14 protein-coding genes are annotated in these 20,181 nt (G+C 71.2%); 9 read left to right on the plus strand and 5 right to left on the minus strand.

The window, feature by feature from the left end; translation table 11 throughout:
• Window positions 1-65 precede the first annotated feature (65 nt).
• Complete coding sequence (gene typA / locus ACZ6SA_RS41355) at window positions 66-1,916, minus strand: translational GTPase TypA (protein WP_347645257.1); 1,851 nt, start codon at window positions 1,914-1,916, stop codon at window positions 66-68.
• Window positions 1,917-2,089: 173 nt separating this feature from the next.
• On the opposite strand from typA, the gene ACZ6SA_RS41360 reads away from it, so the two are divergent.
• The 5 genes from ACZ6SA_RS41360 (at window position 2,090) to ACZ6SA_RS41380 (ending at window position 9,149) form a co-directional block, all read left to right on the plus strand.
• Window positions 2,090-2,833 carry an AMP-binding protein gene (locus tag ACZ6SA_RS41360; RefSeq protein ID WP_465834446.1) on the plus strand — a complete coding sequence of 248 codons (744 nt, stop codon included), beginning with the start codon at window positions 2,090-2,092 and terminating at the stop codon, window positions 2,831-2,833.
• A gap of 133 nt (window positions 2,834-2,966) precedes the next feature.
• Complete coding sequence (locus tag ACZ6SA_RS41365) at window positions 2,967-5,384, plus strand: LuxR C-terminal-related transcriptional regulator (RefSeq protein WP_465834448.1); 2,418 nt, start codon at window positions 2,967-2,969, stop codon at window positions 5,382-5,384.
• A 56-nt stretch (window positions 5,385-5,440) separates the two neighbouring features.
• Entirely contained in the window at window positions 5,441-5,869 is a 429-nt protein-coding gene (locus ACZ6SA_RS41370) for an AMP-binding protein (protein WP_465834450.1), read from the plus strand.
• 39 nt (window positions 5,870-5,908) lie between these two features.
• On the plus strand, window positions 5,909-8,350 hold the full coding sequence (locus tag ACZ6SA_RS41375) for an ATP-binding protein (protein WP_465834452.1): 2,442 nt from the start codon (window positions 5,909-5,911) through the stop codon (window positions 8,348-8,350).
• Between the two features lie 10 nt (window positions 8,351-8,360).
• Window positions 8,361-9,149, plus strand: a complete 789-nt coding sequence (locus ACZ6SA_RS41380; RefSeq protein WP_465834454.1) for an alpha/beta hydrolase — start codon at window positions 8,361-8,363, stop codon at window positions 9,147-9,149.
• A gap of 323 nt (window positions 9,150-9,472) precedes the next feature.
• Here the strand turns inward: ACZ6SA_RS41380 and ACZ6SA_RS41385 are convergent, their stop codons facing one another.
• On the minus strand, window positions 9,473-10,906 hold the full coding sequence (locus ACZ6SA_RS41385; protein ID WP_347645246.1) for an aldehyde dehydrogenase: 1,434 nt from the start codon (window positions 10,904-10,906) through the stop codon (window positions 9,473-9,475).
• A 123-nt stretch (window positions 10,907-11,029) separates the two neighbouring features.
• A complete protein-coding gene (locus ACZ6SA_RS41390; protein WP_465834457.1) occupies window positions 11,030-14,056 on the minus strand; it encodes a M14 family metallopeptidase in 3,027 nt (1,008 codons plus the stop codon).
• Window positions 14,057-14,259: 203 nt separating this feature from the next.
• On the opposite strand from ACZ6SA_RS41390, the gene ACZ6SA_RS41395 reads away from it, so the two are divergent.
• Window positions 14,260-15,156, plus strand: coding sequence for a VldE C-terminal domain-containing protein (locus tag ACZ6SA_RS41395; RefSeq protein ID WP_465834459.1), 897 nt, complete (start codon window positions 14,260-14,262; stop codon window positions 15,154-15,156).
• On the opposite strand, the gene ACZ6SA_RS41400 is transcribed toward ACZ6SA_RS41395, so the two are convergent.
• The gene (locus ACZ6SA_RS41400; RefSeq protein WP_465834461.1) at window positions 15,138-16,451 is read right to left on the minus strand and encodes a GH1 family beta-glucosidase; all 1,314 of its coding nucleotides are present in this window, start codon (window positions 16,449-16,451) and stop codon (window positions 15,138-15,140) included. The two genes, ACZ6SA_RS41395 and ACZ6SA_RS41400, sit on opposite strands and share 19 nt — an antisense overlap.
• A 76-nt stretch (window positions 16,452-16,527) precedes the next feature.
• On the opposite strand from ACZ6SA_RS41400, the gene ACZ6SA_RS41405 reads away from it, so the two are divergent.
• Complete coding sequence (locus tag ACZ6SA_RS41405) at window positions 16,528-17,163, plus strand: TetR/AcrR family transcriptional regulator (RefSeq protein ID WP_347645240.1); 636 nt, start codon at window positions 16,528-16,530, stop codon at window positions 17,161-17,163.
• 41 nt (window positions 17,164-17,204) lie between these two features.
• Here the strand turns inward: ACZ6SA_RS41405 and ACZ6SA_RS41410 are convergent, their stop codons facing one another.
• A complete protein-coding gene (locus ACZ6SA_RS41410; RefSeq protein WP_443154761.1) occupies window positions 17,205-18,128 on the minus strand; it encodes an aldo/keto reductase in 924 nt (307 codons plus the stop codon).
• A gap of 136 nt (window positions 18,129-18,264) precedes the next feature.
• Between ACZ6SA_RS41410 and ACZ6SA_RS41415 the strand changes: the two genes are divergently transcribed.
• Together ACZ6SA_RS41415 and ACZ6SA_RS41420 are read left to right on the plus strand one after the other, a co-directional pair.
• Window positions 18,265-18,624: a MerR family transcriptional regulator gene (locus ACZ6SA_RS41415; protein ID WP_347645237.1), complete on the plus strand. Its 360-nt coding sequence runs from the start codon at window positions 18,265-18,267 to the stop codon at window positions 18,622-18,624.
• 36 nt (window positions 18,625-18,660) lie between these two features.
• The gene (locus tag ACZ6SA_RS41420; protein ID WP_465834464.1) at window positions 18,661-20,100 is read left to right on the plus strand and encodes a peptidoglycan D,D-transpeptidase FtsI family protein; all 1,440 of its coding nucleotides are present in this window, start codon (window positions 18,661-18,663) and stop codon (window positions 20,098-20,100) included.
• Window positions 20,101-20,181 lie beyond the last annotated feature (81 nt).

Consider the following 20,181-nt stretch of genomic DNA (forward strand, 5'->3'; position numbering starts at 1 on the left):
GGAGGCCGCGCCCCACCGGCCTGGCCGCGCCAGGCGCGGTGCGTCAGGCGCGGTGGGCCGGTGGGTCAGGCGCGCTTGGCGCGGGCCGCCGCGCGGCCGCGGGTCGCGGCGTCGAGCACCACCTTGCGGATGCGCACGGCGTCAGGAGTGATCTCCACGCATTCGTCCTCGCGGATGAACTCGAGCGCCTGCTCCAAAGAGAGCACGCGCGGCGGGATCAGCTTCTCCGTCTCCTCGCTGGTGGAGGAGCGCATGTTGGTGAGCTTCTTCTCCTTGGTGATGTTGACGTCCATGTCGTCGGACCGGGAGTTCTCGCCGATGATCATGCCTTCGTAGACCTCGGTCGTCGGCGAGACGAACAGCGTGCCGCGCTCCTGCAGGTTGAGCATCGCGAACGCGGTCACCGGGCCGGACCTGTCGGCCACCAGCGACCCGTTGTTGCGGGTGCGCAGCTCGCCGAACCAGGGCTCGTAGGAGTCGAAGACGTGGTGGACCAGGCCCGTGCCGCGGGTCTCGGTGAGGAACTCCGTGCGGAAGCCGATCAGGCCGCGCGCCGGGACCACGAACTCCATGCGGATCCAGCCGGTGCCGTGGTTGGTCATGTGCTCCATGCGGCCCTTGCGCACCGCCAGGAGCTGCGTGACCGCGCCGAGGTATTCTTCCGGGCAGTCGACCGTGAGGCGCTCGACGGGCTCGTGCACCTTGCCGTCGATCTCTTTGGTGACCACCTGCGGCTTGCCGACGGTGAGCTCGTAGCCCTCGCGGCGCATCTGCTCGACCAGGATGGCCAGCGCCAGCTCGCCGCGGCCCTGCACCTCCCAGGCGTCGGGCCGCTCGGTGGGCAGCACCCGCAGCGACACGTTGCCGACCAGCTCCTTCTCGAGGCGGTCTTTCACCATGCGCGCGGTGACCTTGGAGCCCTTGACCTTGCCCACGAGGGGCGAGGTGTTGGTGCCGATGGTCATCGAGATGGCCGGCTCGTCGACCGTGATGAGCGGCAGCGGGCGCGGGTCGTCGGGGTCGGCCAGCGTCTCGCCGATCATGATCTCGGGGATGCCGGCGATGGCGATGATGTCGCCGGGGCCCGCCTGCTCGGCCGCCTTGCGCTCCAGGGCCTCGGTCATGAGCAGCTCGGTGATCTTCACGCGCTGGATCGTGCCGTCGGTGCGGCACCAGGCCACCTGCTGGCCCTTTCGCATGACGCCCTGGTGGATGCGGCACAGCGCGATGCGGCCGAGATAGGAGGAGGCGTCGAGGTTGGTGACGTGGGCCTGGAGCGGCGCGCTCGGGTCGTAGGTCGGCGCCGGGATGGTCGACTTGATGATGTCGAACAGCGGCTCGAGGTCTCCCGAGTCGGGCATGCCGCCGTCGTCGGGGCGCTCCATGGAGGCCCTGCCCGCCTTGGCCGAGGCGTAGACGATCGGGAAGTCGATCTGCTCCTCGGTGGCGTCGAGATCCATGAAGAGCTCATAGACCTCGTCGACGACCTCTTTGATGCGGGCGTCGGGGCGGTCGACCTTGTTGATGCACAGGATGACCGGCATCTTCGCCGACAGCGCCTTGCGCAGCACGAAGCGGGTCTGCGGCAGCGGGCCCTCGGAGGCGTCGACCAGCAGCACGACCCCGTCGACCATCGAGAGCCCGCGCTCGACCTCGCCGCCGAAGTCGGCGTGGCCGGGGGTGTCGATGATGTTGATGGTCATGCCGCCGTGCTTGACCGCGGTGTTCTTCGCGAGAATGGTGATGCCCTTCTCGCGCTCGAGGTCGTTGGAGTCCATGACGCGGTCGTCGACGTCCTGGTTGGCGCGGAAGGCCCCGGACTGCCAGAGCATGGCGTCGACCAGCGTGGTCTTGCCATGGTCGACGTGCGCGATGATCGCGATGTTCCGCAGGTCTTCGCGGCTGTTCAAAGGCATGAGAGGTCTCGCTCTGTGTCGTGGAGGCGGCCGCGCGAAGTCGCGACCCATCAAGTCTAATTGATCCCCTCTGATGGCGAGCGCGAGCGGGACGACGGCGGGGCGCCTACGTACATAGCCGGTTGCACAATTGTGCGCATGGCAATCTTGGCCAGGGTCCCTACATTAACGGCATGACCTGGACAGAGCTGGTGATGGCCGCGGCGCCGACACGGGGCGAACGGCCGGCGGTGAGCGATGTCCGGACAGGCGAGGTGCTGTCGTACGCGACCTTCGTCAGACGGGTCACCCGTGGCGCGGCGGGCCTGCGCCGCCGGGGTCTGGGCTACGGCGAGAGGGTCATCGTCAACGTCCCGCCCGGCGCGACGCTGCCGGTCGCGATCCACGCCGTCGCCTGGGCGGGCGGCGTCGCGGTGCTCGCGACCTCCGGCGCCGCCCGCATGATGATCACCCAGCGCCACTACGACCCCGCCGCCACGCAGGTCGAGCAGGTCTACTCCTTCTACCCGGTCGAGGGTGCCGAGCCGTTCTCCGAGCTGCTCGACGAGCGCGGGGTGGAGTTCGGGCCGCTGGCGGGCCCGGCGCTCACGTTCGACGGCCGGCGCGTGTTCGACCACGACGAGCTGGCAGGCGACCTGCGCAGGCTCGCCGCGCGGGTGGCCATCTCCAAGGACGACGTCCTGATCAGCGCGGTCAACGATCCGTTCAGGGTGCTGCGGGTGATCGACCTGGCCATGATGTCCGGCGCCCACGTCGTGGTCGCCCACGAGCCGAGCCTGGTCGGCTGCCGCGTGCTCGCCCAGGAGCGGGGGGCGAACGTCGTCGTCGCACCCTACGACCTGGCGAGGAGGCTGCTCGGCAATCCCGCGCTGCGCGTCGTCGACGAACGGACGGTCGTGAGCTCGCTCGGCCTGTGATCCTGACGGGCGCCGCCGCGTCCCTGGTCGGCTGGAGGAACATGAGCGCGCGCGTCTGATGCGCCGGTCTCCTGGCGGGGAAAGTGCGACACTGTCGGAGAGTGTGATCCTTCTGCGATGCGCGGGTGACCACATGTCTGAGCTGCCCCGGCACAACCTTCCCGCCGAGCCCAACCGGTTCGTGGGCCGCGAACGCGACGTCGGCGACCTGCGCCGGCTGATGGGCGAGACGCGGGTGGTGACGCTGTGCGGGGTCGGCGGCATCGGCAAGACCCGGCTCGCGGTGCGGGCGGCCGCCGGGCTGCTGCCCTCCTACCCGGGCGGCGTCTGGCTCGCGGAGCTGGCCGGGGCCGGCCGTCCAGAGCTCGTGGAGCGGGAGCTCGCCGGCGTGCTCGGCGTGCGCGATGAGGCCGGCCGCCCGCTGCTCGACACGGTGGCGGCCAGGCTGCGCGGTCAACCCTGCCTGCTGCTGCTCGACAACTGCGAGCACCTGGTCGAACGGTGCGCGGAAGTGGTCGCGGCGCTGATCGCGGCCTGCCCGCCGCTGAACGTCATGGCGACCAGCAGGGAGCCGCTGCGCATCGCCAGCGAGCTGGTCTGGCGGGTGCCGCCGCTCGAACTGCCGCCCGTCACGGGCCGTCCCGACGCCGAGTCGGTGCGGTTGTTCCTCGACCGCGCGGCCGCCGCGGGCACGCGGCTGGGCCCCGGCAGCATGCCCGACGTGGCGCGCCTGTGCCGGGCGCTCGATGGGCTGCCGCTGGCCATCGAGCTGGCGGCGGCCCGTACGAGCCTGCTCAGCCCCGGGCAGATAGCCGACCGCGTCGACGACAGGTTCGCGCTGCTGACGACCGGCGGCCGCACGGCTCCCGCCAGGCAGCGCACGCTCCTCCGCGCCGTCGAGTGGAGCCACGACCTGCTCTCCGCGAAGGAGCAGGTGTTGCTGCGCAGGCTGGCGGTGTTCGCCGGCGCGTTCGACCTCGACCTGGCCGAGCAGGTCTGCGCCGAACCGCCGATCTCCGAGGCGGAGATCGTCGACCTGCTCGGCGGCCTGGTCGACAAGTCGCTCGTGCTCTGCGACGAGGGCCGCGCACGCTACTGGCTGCTCGAGACCATCAAGCGGTACGCCGCCGGGCGCCTCGACACGGCGGGCGAGCGGGAGATCCTGCGCGAGCGGCACCTCGGCGCGCTCTGCGAGCTGCAGGAACACCATTTCGCCACCGAGCTGGTCGAGCCGGAAGTGCCCTGGGAGGGCCGGCTGGAGGCGCTGACCACGAGCCGGATCCTCGCCGACGACCAGCGGGTCGCGCTCGGCTGGGCCGCCGAGTCCGGCAACCCGGCGCTGGGCCTGCGGCTGTGTGCCGCCGGCACGGCGCTGCTGCCCGTCGGCGGCAACCCGTCGGAGATCGTCGCCTGGACGGAGCGGTTGCTCGCCCTCGACCTGTCGGAGGTGCCCGGCGGGCGGATCGCGCGGGCCGAGGCCTGCCTCGCGTACGGGCTGGAGGCGCGCGACGAGCTGGACCGCTCGCTGGAGGTGGCCGGGCGGAGCCTGGCCCGGTTGCCGCCGGGCGACGTGTTCACCCGGTGCGCCGTGCACAGCGTCATGGCCGTGGTGTTGTTGCGCATGGGCAGGCCCGACGAGGCGCTGCCGCACGCCCAGGAGTGCCTGGCCCTCGCCACCCGGTCCGGCGACGCCTGGAACCAGGCGGCCGGGCTGGCCGGGCTGTCGGCGGTGGCCCTGACGCGTGGCCGGCTGAGGGAGGCGGAGCGGCACGGCGAGGAGGCGCTCGCGCGGGCGCGCGAGCACGGTCACCGCTGGATCATGGCGCGGACGGCCGCCCAGCTCGGCTCGGTGGCCGAGGCCCGCGGCGACCTGGTGACGGCCAGGTCCCGCTACGAGCTGGCCGTTCCGTGGTTGCGGGAGCTGGGCGACGACCTGGAGCTGGCGCGCTGCCTGGCCAGGATCGGCAGGGTGGCGGCGATGTCGCGCGAGTTCGGCGTCGCCAGGGAGCGGCTGGCGGCGAGCCGAGCGCTGGCCGGGGCGGCGGGGCAGCGCCAGGACATGGCCCGGTGCCTGGCCGGGCTGTCGGTGCTGGCGGAGTGCGAGGGCGATCTCGCCGGCGCGGTGCTGGCCGCGGCCGCGGCGGCCACGCTGCGCGCCTCGATCGGCCGGCACCCGGCCACGACGCGGATGGAGGAGCTGCTCGGCCGGGCCAGGGCCCGGCTGGGGGAGGGCCGCACCACCTCGCTGTGGTCGCGGGGCCGGGCGATGCACCCCGACGACGCCGCGCGCCACGTGCTGGAGAGCGAACTGCTGGCGGCCGGGACGCCCGTGGTGACCGGGCCCGTCAGGCACTCGCTGCTGACCGCGCGCGAGCAGGAGGTCGCCGGGCTGCTCACCCGCGGCCTGTCCAACCGGGCCATCGCGGAGGAGCTGGTGATCAGCCCCGCGACGGTGGCGCGCCACATCGCGAACATCATGGAGAAGCTCGGCTACACCTCGCGGGCGCAGATCGCGGTGTGGGCCGCGGAACACCCCAGGGCTTCTGCATAGGGATCTGCATATTCCGCCCCATGCCCGCACGAGACGCCCTCCCTACCGTTGGCCCCATGGAGGAGCGCATCGTCATGGTGGACCTGGGCACCGGCCTGGCGCTCACCGAGGAGCAACTGGACGAGAGGTCCGCCATGGCGACCGTCCAGTTGCGGCGCAGAGGCGTTCGCGCGGGTGACACCGTGCTCATCTGCCTGCCCGTCGGGGCCGACCTGATGATCGCGACGGACGCGGTGATCGCCGCGGGCGGCGTCGCCTGCCCGCTGCCGGCCGATCTCGACGTCGACACCCTCAGGAGCCGCATCCGCGCGACCGGCGCCCGGGTGATGATCTCCGAGGTGCCGCGGGCGCTGGAGGCGGCGGACGAGACGCGCGTACGGATCGTGATGGGCGTCGCAGACCTGGGCGCCCTACCTCCCTATCCGATCCGTCGTGATTTCTGCACGCAAAGTGATCGCATCGAGCACCGAAGCAGTGGAGACTGAGCGGGACGGACAGTTCCCGCGACCCCCATGGGCCCTCACATGACGGCGCAAGTCCCGCACAACCTTCCCGCGGAGCCCAACCGCTTCGTCGGGCGCGCGCGAGACGTGGCCGAGCTGAGCGCGCTGATCCACGAGGAACGCGTGATCACGCTCAGTGGCGTCGGCGGCATCGGCAAGACCCGCCTGGCGCTGCGCGTCGCCGCGCGGGCGATGCCCGGGTTCGCGGGGGGCGTGTGGCTGGTCGAGCTGGCCCGCGTCAGCAGGCCGGCGCTCGTCGTCAACGAGCTGGCCGAGGTGCTCGGCGTGCGCGACGAGACGCCGGGGAGGTTGCTCGACGGCCTGCGGGTGCGCCTGCGCGCGGCCAGGGCGCTGATCGTCCTCGACAACTGCGAGCACCTGGTCGAGCGGTGCGCCGAGCTGGTGGCCGAGCTGATCGCCGAGTGCCCCGAGCCGGCGTTCCTGATCACCAGCCGCGAACCCCTGCGCATCCCCGGCGAGCTGGTGTGGCGGGTGCCGCCGCTCGAACTGCCCGACGACCACCACCCGGACGCCGAGTCCGTGCTGCTCTTCGTGGAGCGGGCGCTGGCCGCCGGCGCGCGCGGGGTCCCGGGCAGCATGGACGACGTCGTACGCCTGTGCCGCGCGCTCGACGGCCTGCCGCTGGCCCTGGAGCTGGCGGCGGCCCGTACCAGCCTGCTGAGCCCCGGCCGGATCGCCGACCGCATCGGCGACAGGTTCGGGCTGCTCACCACCGGCGACCGTACCGCCCCCGCGCGGCAGCGCACGCTCCTCGCCACCGTGGAGTGGAGCCACGACCTGCTCTCGCCGCGGGAGCGGGTGCTGCTGCGCAGGCTGTCGGTCTTCGCCGGGCTGTTCGATCTGGAGCTGGCCGAGCGGGTGTGCGCGGGCGGCGGCATCCTGCGCGGCGCCGAGCTGCTCGACCTGCTCAGCGCCCTGGTCGACAAGTCGCTGGTGCTCCACCCCGGCGCCGCCGGCCGCTACCGCCTGCTGGAGACGATCAAGCAGTACGCCGCAGAGCGCCTGGAGGAGGCGGGCGAGGCCGCGCACCTGCGCGACAGGCACCTGCGCGTGATCTGCGAGGAACTGGAGCAGTGCTACGGCGCCGACTCTCTCAACCGCGGGATGTCCTGGGACGCGATCAAGCAGGCGTTCACCAGGGGGCGGTCCCTGCTCGACGACTGCCGCGCGGCCGTCGACTGGGCGGTGGAGTCCGAGCAGCCGGTGCTCGGGCTGCGGCTGGCGAGCACGGCCCTGGCGATCCAGGCCGTCCGCGGCGATCTCGGCGAGAGCGTCGGCTGGCACGAGCGGTTGCTCGCGCTCGATCTGTCGGAGGTGCCGCCCGAGCTGGTGGCGGTGGCCAACGGCGGCCTGGCGTACGGGCTGGAGCTCGGTGACGAGCTGGCCCGCGCGGAGGAGCTCGTCGTGCGGGCCGTCGAGGAGCAGAAGAGACACCCCTACACGCACTGGCTCGGCATCACCTACTGCGTGGCGCTGACCGTGTTCTTCCGCAGGGGGAAGAGCAAGGAGGCCCTGGCCTACCTGGACGAGTTGGAGGCCGCGGCCACCGCCCACGACGACCTGTTCAACCTGGCCACCGTCCGGATCGCCCAGCTGAACGTGGCGCTCTTCCACGGCCGCCTGCGCCAGGCCCAGCGCTACGGCGAGGAGGCGCTGGCCATCGCCAGGAAGACCGGTCACCACTGGACCCTGGCCAGGGCGCTGACCCATCTGGGCGCGGTGGCCGAGGCCGCCGGTGACCTGGAGACGGCCATGTTCCACCACGCCTCGGCGCTGCCGCTGCTCGCGGACATGGACAACCGGATCGAGGTGGCCCGCTGCCACACCAAGATCGCGAGGGTGGCGGCCGGGCTGCGCGACTTCGCGACCGCCGGTGAGCACGTGGCCGCCGGTCTGGCCCTGAGTTTGCGGACCGGCCAGCGGCGCGGGATCGTCCGCGCCCTCATGGCGCTGTCCGCGCTGGACCGGGCGCGGGACGACATCGAGGGCGCGGTGTCGGCCGCGGCGGCCGCCACCGCGCTGCGCGAGGCCATCGGGCAGTTCGGCGCGCCCGGCCCCGTCCAGGAGCTGCTGGCTCTCGCCCGCGCGCGGCTCGGCGAGGGCCGGGTGGCGCTGCTGTGGGCCCAGGGCATGAAGCAGCCGCCCGAGGAGGTGGCCGAGCGGGCGCTCGACTCCGCTCGGTCCTGGGCGGCCGTTCCGTGGCCGCCGGGCTCCTCCGCGCCTGCCGGCCTGCGCTACGACGGGTTGACCGGCCGGGAGCGGCAGGTCGCGGCGCTGCTCACCCGGGGGATGAGCAACCGTGCCATCGCGCTGGAGCTGGTGATCAGCCCGGCGACCGTGGCCAGGCACGTCGCCAACATCATGGACAAGCTGGGCTTCGACTCGCGTGCCCAGATCGCGGTGTGGGCGGCCAGGCACCGGATGGACGCGGAGCGAACCTAAGCTCGTCTTCATGCCTTTCGCGCCCAACTTCCCCGTCATGCTGAGGACCGAGGACGGGGTTCGCATCGACGCCTCGCACACTCCCGCCAGGTTGCCCGCCGCCGGGGCCGATCCGGCGCGGTCAGGATCCCTGGACGTCGGGATCGTGGTGGCGCACGGGTTCACCGGTTCGTGGCGTGAGCGCTCCGCCCTCCGCATCGTGCACGTGCTGAGCCGCTACGGCGGCGTGGTGGCGTTCGACTTCCGCGGCCACGGCCGTTCGGGCGGCCTGACGACCGTGGGGGACGCGGAGATCCTCGACGTGGACGCCGCCGTCAGGCACGCCCGGGTGGTCGGCTACTCCAGGATCGCGGTCGTGGGCTTCTCCATGGGGGCGGCGGTGGCCGTACGCCATGCGGGGCTCAGGCGCGGCGTGGACGCGGTGGTCGCGGTGAGCGGCCCGGCCCGGTGGTACTACCGGGGCACCAGGCCGATGCGGCAGGTGCACTGGGCCATCGAGCGGCGGGCCGGCCGGTTGGCTGCCCGGCTGGTCAAGCGCACCAGGATCGCTCCCGGCGCATGGGACCCGATCCCGATGCCGCCGCACGAGGCCGCCGGGCTCATCACGCCGGTGCCGCTGCTGATCGTCCACGGCGAGGCCGACGCGTTCTTTCCGGTGGAGCACGCGCACCAGCTCTACGACGGCGCGCGCGAGCCGAAGGAGCTCTGGATCGAGCCGGGGTACGGCCACGCGGAGACCGCCGCCACCCCCGAACTCATCAGCAAAATTGGCAAATGGATCTCTTCGAACTTTTCGTGAGTAATACACGTCTACCTAGGGCGGATGGATAAAAACCGCTGGGAGAAAGTCTCTGGGGATGGAAGCCGTCATGACGGCGACCATGGGACATACTTCAGTAGTCAGGCGGTCGCCCACCGTGGCTCGCCGCCGGCGGATCACCATGGGTAAGGCGATCCGCACTTTCAGTGCCTCCATCGGGTGGAACACCGTGGGGAGTGGGGTATGCACTGTGAGTGGCGGGATCTGCACCTAGCGTTGCGGGGGCGCGCTGGGTGCACATCCCGTACGACGAGGGCCCCGCGGCCGGCCGCGGGGCCCTCCTGCCGCTCGTGGCCGCCCGGTCAGCCGAGCCGGGCGATGGTCTTGTACTCCAGATAGCCGTTGAGCCCCTCCGGGCCGAGTTCGCGGCCGATGCCGCTGGCCTTGTAGCCGCCGAAGGGCGCGTTGGTCTCCAGCATGTAGCAGTTGACGCCGTACGTCCCGGTGCGGACCTGGCGGGCCACCTCCATGCCGTGGTCGGTGTCGGCCGTCCACACCGTGCCGGCCAGGCCGTAGTCGCTGTCGTTGGCGATGCGGACGGCGTCGGCCTCGTCGTCGTACGGGATCACGGCCAGGACCGGGCCGAAGATCTCCTCGCGGGCGATGCGCATGTCGTTGGAGACGCCGGCGAAGACGGTGGGCGCGACGTACCAGCCCCGGTCGTACGGCCGCTCCAGGCCGCCGACCACGACCTTGGCGCCTTCCTCCATGCCGATCCTGATGTAGCCCTCGACGCGTTCCTGCTGCCGCCTGGCCACCAGCGGGCCGATGCCGGTCGCCGGGTCGGCGGGGTCGCCGACGGGCTGGGAGCCGACCATGCTCGCGATGGCGTCCACCACCTCGTCGTAACGGTTGCGCGAGGCCAGGATGCGGGTCTGGGCCACGCACGCCTGGCCGTTGTTCATGAGGCTGGCCATGGACAGGAAGCCCATGCCGGCGGCGAGGTCCGCGTCGTCGAGGATGATGGCGGCGGACTTGCCGCCCAGCTCCAGGCTGACCCGTTTGAGCTGCTCGCCGCAGATGGCCGCGATGCGCCGGCCGGCCGCCGTCGAGCCGGTGAAGGCCACCTTGTCGACGCCCGCGTGCGAGACCAGGTGCTCGCCCGTCTCGCGGCCCGCGGGCACGATGTTGAGCACGCCCGCGGGCAGTCCCGCCTCGACCGCCCACTCGGCCAGCAGGTACGCGTCCAGCGGCGTCTCCGGCGCCGGTTTGAGCACGACCGTGCAGCCGGCCAGCAGCGCGGGCGCGAGCTTCGTCATCGTGACGAACTGCGGCACGTTCCACGGCACCACGGCCGCCACGACGCCCACGGGCTCCCTGCGCACGGTGAGCGGGCCGAACAGCCCTGGCCGCTCTTCCTCCTGCTGGAACGTCTTGCCGAGCTCGGCGTAGAACTGCAGCATGCCGAGCGGCTGGGGCGCCTGCGCGAGGTTGGAGAAGGTGATGGGCGAGCCCATCTCCTCCGTGATGAGCCGGGCCATCTCGCCCTGCCGCTCGTTGTAGATCGCGGCCAGCCTGCCGATCACCTCGGCCCGCTCGGCGAAGGTCATCCGGGGCCAGGGTCCGTGGTCGAACGCCTGCCTGGCGGCGGCGACCGCGCGCTCCACGTCCTCGGGCGTGCCGTCGGGCACCCGGCCGACGACCTCCTCGGTGTGCGGGGAGATGACGTCTATCGTCGCGTCGCCCGCCGGGGCCACCCATTCGCCCCCGATGAACAGCTTGTCGTGCTGGCGCATGTCGTGAGCCTCCTGCTTGACCGAATGCTTGCTTGCCCTGGGGATGCCTCAAGGTGACCGAACCATGTTCTGGACGCGCACGCAAGAGGGGCGCGGCCGGTGCGCCGCACCCCTCCGCCGCGGTCAGCGAGGATCGCCGATCAGGTGCCGCATCGACCGTCCGACCAGGTCCGTACGCGCGTCCTGGCCGGTCACGCTCTCGACGCCGAAGCCCAGGTAGACGGTGTCCTTGGTGACGACTCCGCCGCCCTCCTCGAAGAGCTGGTCCGTGCGGAACCAGTTGTTGGTCGACGGCGCCGAGCCCTCGGGCGGGTCACCGGCGCTCCAGCCGCCCATGTCCGCCTCGAACGAGGTCTCCTCGGCGACCGTGCCGTCCAGCGTGAGCGCGAAGTCGTCGAGGAAGACGCCCGCGCCCTGGGTGGCCCAGTCGGTGACGTACGAGATGGAGAGCTCGACCTGCTTGCCCGCGTACGGGGTCAGGTCGATCGTCCACTGCTGCCAGCCGCCCGAGTTGCCGGAGGCCGCGTGCCACGCGCCGGACGTCCCGGCCGGCTCGCAGGAGGCGCTCTGGTAGCGCTGCGTGAACGGGTGGATCGTGCGCCAGCCGCCGCTGTTCCCGGCGTCGCAGCTGTCGCCGGTGTCCTGGGAGGTGTGCCCGTTCGTGTCCGGCAGCGTGGTCCAGTCGTCGCCGCCCGCCGTCCTGGCCTCCACCGCCAGGAAGTCCCAGGCGCTCTCGGTGTCGTACGACGTCCAGAACGACAACTCCCCGCCGCTCTTGCCGGTCAGGTCGACGGTCCTGGTCAGCCGCTTCCACGACACGTCGGCGATGCCGCTGTAGACGTCCCAGGAGCCCGAGTGCGGGTCGAACGGGCCGCCGGGCCTGGCCCACTTGACCGGAGCCGAGCTCGCGAAGCGCGGGAACCGGTCGGCCGGCAGGATCGCCGAGGTCGCCACGAACGCGTTGGTGTGGCCGGGCTCCAGGGTCGCCTCGAAGCCCTCGAACGCGCCGGAGGCGCCCCTCAGCGCGAACGGCTGACCGGTGCCCTGGTCGGTGCCCCCGTCGTCGAAATAGACGTGGGCGCCTAGCCAGTACTGCTGGAAGTCGTTGAACACCGGGATGCAGGGCGGGTCGCCGGGTTCCGTGCACTCGGGGTTCTCGGGCTGGTCCGGCTCGTAGAAGTACAGGCCGTTGCCGTTGGCCGCGTACGACGCGTACCTGCCCGCGTGCAGCAGCTTGCCGCCCTCGTTCAGGTAGTCGCGGACCGCCAGCTCGGTGTCCACGCCGGCCTTGGACGTGGTGCCGGGCACCTGACCCTCGGAGCGCGGGATCACGTCGTCGCCGGTCTCCCAGACGACCGCCTTGTAGTGGCTGAGCACGCCGAGCGGGTGCGGGGCCTTGCGGCCCGTCCGGTCCAGGTCGTACACGTCGGAGGAGTAGCCGGCCGCGCTCAGCGCCGCGGCGTACTCGCCGGCGTACTTCGCCTCCGTGCCCTCCTGGTCAGGGCTGATGCCGGTGACGTCCTCGGCGGCCAGCACGAGCACCTTGCCGCCGATGTCGTCGGCGACGGTGTAGGTGAAGCCGTCGCTCTTCCTGCCGATCGAGGTGAACCAGACCTTCACCTTGTCGCCCGGCCTCGTCCCGGCGATCTTGCCGCGCAGCCGGTGGTAGTAGCGGTCGTAGCCGTCGCCGTAGCGCTCGCCGCCCTTCCATTCGTGGGTCGGGGCGATCCGGGTACGGCCGCCGTTGACCTGGTAGTTCAGGAAGACCGGGCCCAGCCTGCGCTTGGCGTTGACCTGGACGACCTGGTTCCTGCCGTGGCTGACCTCGAACGGGTCGAGCACGAAGTCGGGCGTCCTGTTGCCCAGATGGCTGACCGGCTCGACCGGGTCGACCGCGGACCTCGCCACGTCGAGCGCGAACGGCAGGCCCTTCTCGAACTCCGCCCGCACCAGCGCCTCGTCGTCGGGGAAGACGAAGCCGCAGCCGTCGCAGCCCTCGTTGAGCTCGGGCGTCCACGACAGCGTGCCGTAGCGGAAGTGCGCCTGGTCGTTGGTGTCGCCGTTGGTGGTGTACAGCTCGGCGCCGAGGTCGGGGTCGAAGCCGGGGATGGCGGGCTTGGCGTCGTCGCCCGTCAGCGCCTCGTAGATCGGGTTGTCGGCCGTCTCCGTGGCGATCTGCACGCCGATCGGGTAGAGCAGCAGCGGGCCGTACGAGTGGTAGTTGAGCTGCATCTCGAACCTGACCCGCCGGAGCAGGCCGTCCATGGCCCTGGTCTCGGGCTCGCTGGCCGGGCCCGTGCCGCGGTAGGTCTCGCTGCTGGGGATGCTCGACGAGCCTTCCTCGTCGTAGTGGAAGTTCGTGGGGAAGTTCCGGTTGATGTCGACGCCGTCGGCGCCGGTGATCCGGCCGTCGCCGTTGTTGTCGCGCAGGTTCTTGCGCCACAGGCGGTTGCCCTCGGTGAACGTGAAGTCGTAGCCGTCGGGGTTGGCCACCGGCACGAACCACAGCTCGGTCCTGTTGAGCAGGTCCCTGAGGGCGCGCTTGTTGGCGATGACGTGCTTCAGCAGCCGCATGTCGACCTCGGTGGCGATCCACTCGCGGGCGTGCTGCGTGGCCGAGAAGAGGGTCGAGGGCTTGACGCCGTCGGGCAGCAGCCGGGCGCCCGCGGTCACCTTGGCGGCCAGGATGTCCTGGCCCTTGAGCGTCTTGCCGATGGACTGGAGCTTCACGATGTCCCGGTTGGCCCTGGCGATGTCCCTGAGCTGGTCGGCGATGCCGCCGGGCTCGGAGTAGGACCGGTAGACGGTGTAGCCGCCGGCCGCCTGTGCCCTGGCGGCCTCGAGCTGGCTCTGGCCCTGCTCGTTGCGTACGGGTGCGGGTTCGTGACCGAGCTTCTCCAGCGTGCCGAGGTCGTCCTCGGCAGCGGTCAGCTCGATGTGCTCCTTGCCGTCCTTGATCTCGTGCTGGACGACGTCGAAGCCCTTCTCTCTGAGGGTCTGGGCGGTGCCCGGCGGGCTGTCGAGCTGGTAGAGCTCGATGCGGTCACGGGCCGGCAGCGGGTCCACGGACGCCTGGGCGGGCGCGGTGACCACGAGGGACGTGCCTAGGCCGAGGATCACGGCGGCGGCGAGGATCGATGATCGAGACACGGGTGTCTGCCCCTTCGCGGAGACGACTTCGCCGTCATCTTGACGTTTGGAGCGATCTACACAAGGCCCAATCTGCTTCCTCGTCCGCAGTTGGACAAAAGCCTTGAAACATCGTCAAAGGTGCGGCAGTTCGGTCGTTCGGATGACAGAGATCAAGATCATCTTCTATAGTTTCGGTCCGTCTATGAGGGGAGGGGACGGGTGTGAGGATCTGGCGCTTCGCCGTTCTTGTCACCGTCCTCGCCGGGCTGCTCGGCCTCCAGCCCGGACAACCGGCCGCAGCCGATCCCTCACCCGCCGAGCTGCGCAAACTCACCAAACAGGCGGCCCGGCTCAGCGAGCAGTACCGCGGCCAGATCCAGATCCTGGAGGAGATCAGGATCCAGGCGAAGCGGGCCACCAACACGTCCAGCGATCTTGCGGCCAAGCTCAAGGCCGCCCAGGCCGAAGTGGGCCGGATCGCGCAGAGCGCCTACATCATGGGCCCGCTCGACAACTTCCGGCTGATCGCGCCCAACGAGGACCCGTACAAGATCCTCGGCCAGGCCGCCAACATGGGCTACATGGCCAACGAGCGCACCGAGCGGGTCAGGAGCATCCAGAGGCTGATCAAGAAGCACAAAGAGGCGAAGCTCAAGGCCAACGACAAGATCGAGAAGCTCCGCAAGGAGATCAAGGCCATGCAGTCCAGGCGGCGCGACATCCAGCGCCTGCTCGCCAAATACGGCTTCCAGCAGCCCGGCGGGTCAGAGGGCCTGACGCAGCGCATGATCTCGGTCCGCGCGGAGATCATGCAGAACTTCCCCATGAAGTACGGCGTCGGCTGCCTGCGCCCCGGCGATCCCGGCGAACACGGCAAGGGCCGGGCCTGCGACTTCATGATGTCCAGAGGCGGCACCGTGGCCTCCGGCGCCGACGCGGCCAACGGCGACGCCCTCGCCGCGTGGCTCATCAAGAACGGCGCCAGGCTCGGCGTGATGTACATCATCTGGAAGCAGCGCTACTACGACATCCGCTCGGGCGGCGGCTGGGACCCGATGTCCAACCGGGGCGGGGCGACGGCCAACCACTACGACCACGTTCACGTGTCGGTGTTCTGACCCGCGAGAAACTCCTTCAGCCACGCGTACGACGCCTTCGGGGTGCGGCGCTGCGTCGCGAAGTCCACGTGGACGAGCCCGAAGCGCTGGTGGTAGCCCTCGGCCCACTCGAAGTTGTCCAGCAGCGACCAGACGAAGTAGCCGCGCACGTCGACGCCCTCGGCCATGGCCCGCCGCATCGCCTCGATGTGGTCCCGCAGGAAGGCGATGCGCCCGCCGTCCTCGATCGTGCCGCGCCCGGTCAGGACGTCGTCCTGCGAGCAGCCGTTCTCCGTGACGACGATCGGGGGGAGGGCGGCGCCGTACCGGGCTTCGAGGCCCGTGAGCAGCTCGCGCAGGCCGTCGGGGACGACCGGCCAGCCGAAGGCCGTGGTCGGATGGCCGGTGACGCCCGCGTCGGTGAACGGCAGCCCTTCCGCCGTGGGGGCGGCGATGCGGGTCGGGTGGTAGTAGTTGATCCCGAGGGCGTCCAGGGGTGCGGCGATGGTCTCCAGGTCGCCGTCCTGGACGAAGCCGAGGGAGGCGGTGTAGGCCGACAGGTCTGGATATTCGCCGAGAAGCACGGGGTCGTTGAACAGGCGGTTGTGCAGGGCGTCGTACGCCTCGGCGGCCTTGACGTCGGCCTCGTCCGCCGACGCCGCCCTGACCGGGGTGCAGTTGTTGGTGAGCGCCACCTGCCGGGCTCCGGCCGCGCGCAGTGCCCGTACGGCCAGGCCGTGGCCGAGCAGCTGGTGGTGGGCGGCGGGCAGCGCGTCCGTCATGAGGGCCAGGCCGGGGGCGTGCACGCCCATGGCGTAGCCGAAGGCCATGTGCACGAACGGCTCGTTCAGGGTGATCCAGAGCGGGACCCGGTCGGCCAGGCGGCGGGCGGCGATCTCTGCGTACTCGGCGAAGCGCTCGGCCGTCCCGCGGCTCATCCACCCGCCGCGGTCCTGCAGCGCCTGGGGGAGATCCCAGTGGAACAGCGTCGGCACGGGCTGGATGCCCGCCGCCAGCAGGGCGTCCACGAGCCGGTCGTAGAAGTCGAGCCCCTTCTCGTTCACCGCGCCCGAGCCCGCGGGTTGCACGCGCGGCCAGGCGATCGAGAACCGGTAGGCGTTCAGCCCCACGCCCGACATGAGCGCGACGTCCTCGCGCCAGCGGTGGTAGTGGTCGCACGCCACGTCGCCGGTGTGGCCGTCGCGCGTCCGCCCCGGCTCGTGCGCGAACGTGTCCCAGACGGAGACACCCCTGCCGTCCTCGTGGACGGCGCCCTCGATCTGGTAGGCCGCGGTGGCCGTGCCCCACAGGAACATTCCAGGCTCTCCTCGCTCACGTTATCGAGCCACGGTAATGGACCTTTCCTGCCGGTAATAGGACAGGATGGTGACCATGACGAGTACCTTGCGCCGCCGTCCCGCCCAGCGCCGCAGCGTGGAACGGGTGGAACGGATGCTCGACGAGTGCGCGCTCCTGCTCGACGAGGTCGGCTACGACGCGCTGACCACGAAGGAGGTCGCCCGCCGGGCCGAGGTGCCGATCGGTACCTTCTACCAGTTCTTCCGCGACAAGCAGGGCCTGGTGCGGGCGCTGGCCAGGCGCAACCTGGAGGCGTTCCTCGGGCGCGTCACCGAACGCGTCGCGACGGCCGACCTGTCGCACTGGACCGATCTCGTCGACCTGGCCGTGGACGAGTTCGTCGACATGAAGCGCACGACTCCCGGGTTCTCGGTGATGGACTTCGGCGAGGTGCTGGTCACCGCCGGCGGGCCGGTGGCGGGGAGCAAGCAGGCGCTCGACGGCGCCCACGAGAACAACGCGGTGGTGGCCGACCGGCTGCGCAGGCTCACCCTCGAACTTCTGGACGCGCCCGTCGGCCCCGGCCTGGACCGGGCGCTGCTGGTGGCGGTCGAGGCCACGGACGCGGTGCTCAAACTGGCCTTCAGGACCGATCCCCACGGCGACGCGAGGCTGATCGTCGAGTGCAAGCAACTCGTCCGCCGCTACCTCGCCGACCACCTCCCCTAGCCTTCCCCCGCCGCCTCGCCGCGGGGACCGGGAGCGCCAGGTCAGGCGGGGGCGTCCAGGCGGGCGCGGAGGTCCTGGTCCAGCTTGAGGTCGGCGGCGCCGATGGCCTCCTCGAGCTGGTCCATCGTCGAGACACCGACGATGGGGACGACGCCGCCGGCCATCAGCCAGGCGAGGACGACCTGGTTCGGGGTCGCGCCCAGCTCCTTGGCGACCTCGTGGAGCACGGCCAGGCGCCGGGTAGTGCCCGAATGATCGTATATTTCGGAAATGGGACGGTCGGCTCGCGTGTACGCGCCGAACATCAGCGTGTTGTACGCCCACAACGTCATGTCCGGCTCGGCGGCCAGGTAGTCGAAGGTCTCGTCGGAGGCCAGCGTGTGCCCCGTCTCCGCCGGCCTGGTGAGCGGCCGGGGCCGCAGGTACGTGTGGCGGAGCTGCACGTGGGTGTAGGCGATCCAGCCGTTCGCGGCGGAGACGCTCCTGGCCCGCTCGAGCCGCCAGGTCGCGATGTTGCTCGCCCCCGCGGCGCGGATCTTGCCCTGCCGGGCCAGCTCGTCGAACGCCCCCAGGGTCTCCTCCAGCGGGACGGAGCGGTCCTCGATGTGCGACCAGTAGAGGTCGATGTGATCGGTTCCGAGCCTGCTGAGGCTGCCTTCCGCGGCCCTGGCGATGACCGGGGCGGACAGGCCCTCGGCCGAGTCGAGGGTGGTGTCGCCGGGGACGGTGGGCCGGGCGCCGGCCTTCGTACTGATGAAGATCTCGTCGCGGTTGCCCCGCGCGGCCAGCCACTTGCCGATGGCCAACTCGCTCTCGTCGCCCGTGCGGCCCTCCACCCAGAACGGGTAGTTGTTGGCCGTGTCGAGCATGGTGCCGCCGGCCTCGTGGAACCGGTCGAGAAGGGCGAAGGTGTCCCGCAGGTTGACGGTCGTGCCGAACGGAATCGTGCCGATGGCGATGTTCATGGGGCTGACTCTGAGAGCTGGAGTGCACTCCGTGTCAAGCCCTGCCCGGACCGGTTGACCTGGAGTGCGCTCCAGGTGGAATGCTTGGACGCGTGGAGCAGCGTCACGAACGAACACGGCCGGCGGAGGAGGGCACATGAGCGTGTACACACCCGCCGAGGTCGTGCAGGAAACCGGGTTCAGCATCGACACCCTGCGCTATTACGAGAAGATCGGCCTGCTCGAGCGCGTCGACAGGAACGCGGCCGGGCAGCGCCGGTTCAGCCAGGAGGACATCGGCTGGCTGGGCACGCTGCGCTGCCTGCGCGACACGGGCATGCCCATCGCCCAGATGCTCCGCTTCGCCGAGCTCGTGCGCGCGGGCGACCACACGATCCCCGACCGCATCAAGCTCCTGGAGGAGCACGACGACCAGGTGCGGGCGCAGATTGCGAACCTCGGCGAGCGGCAGAGCTACATCCGGAACAAGATTTCCTACTACCGCAGCCTCATCTAGCCAGGCCTTTGCGCCCCGGTTGGTAAACCGAAAGGCATGGCATCGTGGGCGCGGCGGATCGACATCCCGCTCCGCCGCGCCGCCAGGTCGTGCGCGGCCATGCTGTTCGTGGTGCTGGCGCACCTGACGCTCGTCCAGGCGTTCGGCTCGCACACGCTCAACGCCGACCCCAGGAACGAGCGGCCCCTGATCGCCAGGTTCGAACGCCCGCGCGGCGACATCCTCACCTACGAGCGCACGCCCGTCGCCGTCAGCCGCCCGACCGGCCACGGCCCGTACCTCTACCGGCGGGTCTACCGGCACGGCGCCGTCTACGCGCCCGTCACCGGGCACGTCTCGCTGTCGGGCTCGACCGGCATCGAACACGCGCAGGACGCGGTGCTGTCCGGCGACGACGCCAAGGTGAGGGTGCAGTCGCTGGTCAGGGACGGTGTCGTGGAAGGAGCCGACATCCGGCTGACGATCAGCGAGCGGGCGCAGTGGGCGGCCTACCAGAGTCTCAAGGCGACCGGGGTACCGGGCGCGGCGGTGGCCATCAGCCCGGCGACGGGGGCGATCCTGGCGCTGGCCAGCTACCCGAGCTACGATCCGAACGCCCTGACCACCTTCGACCCTGACCGGCTCGCCGAGATGGCCAGGCGGTTCCGCGACGCTCCGTCGCGGCCGATGACCAACAGGGCGCTGCACCGGCTGTATCCGCCCGGGTCCACGTTCAAGCTGGTCACCACGGCGGCGGCGCTGGCCTCCGGCGAGTACACCCCGTCGACCGTGGTGGACGCGCCCGCCCGCCTGCGCCTGCCCGGCACCCCCATGTACGTGGACAACGGCGAGCGCTGCGCGCAGGAACGGCCGACGCTCGCGTACGCGTTCATGGCGTCGTGCGACACCGCGTTCGCCGGCATCGGGCTCCAGCTCGGGCAGGACCTGCTGCGGGACCAGGCCGAGGCCTTCGGGTTCAACGCGACGGGTCTGACGATCCCGCTGGGCACGACGCCGAGCCGCTATCCGGTCGCCATGGACCGGGCGCGGACCGCGCTGTCCGCGATCGGCCGCCACGACGACCGGGTGACGCCGCTGATGCTGGCCATGCTGTCGGCGGCCGTGGCCAACAACGGGGTGCTGATGCGGCCGTACCTGGTGGAGGAGCAGCGGCTGGCGGACGGCTCGGTGATCGGCCGGGCCAATCCCGCGCCCTACCGCACGGCCCTGTCGCCCGTGCTGGCGCGCTACCTCGCGGCGATGATGACGACGGTCACGCACGCGGGCGGCCCGGCGGCCATCCCCGGGGTGGAGGTCGCCGCCAAGTCCGACACCTCCGAGAAGGGCATGGTCGCCGGCGATCACGCGCTGGTGACGGCGTTCGCGCCGGCGGACGCGCCCGAGGTGGCGGTGGGGGTGGTGCTGGAGAACCCCGGCCACCGGGCGGGCGCGGTGGGTGACGTGGCGCGAGCGGTGATCGAGGCGGCCCTGGCGTGACGGCACCGCCCGGCTCCGGTGCAAGTGATCGGTAAGCGCTCGTCTATCACGGCTCCTTACATTGCGGGGCATGCCTAACAT

The sequence above is a fragment of the Nonomuraea sp. NPDC049378 genome (assembly GCF_055586745.1).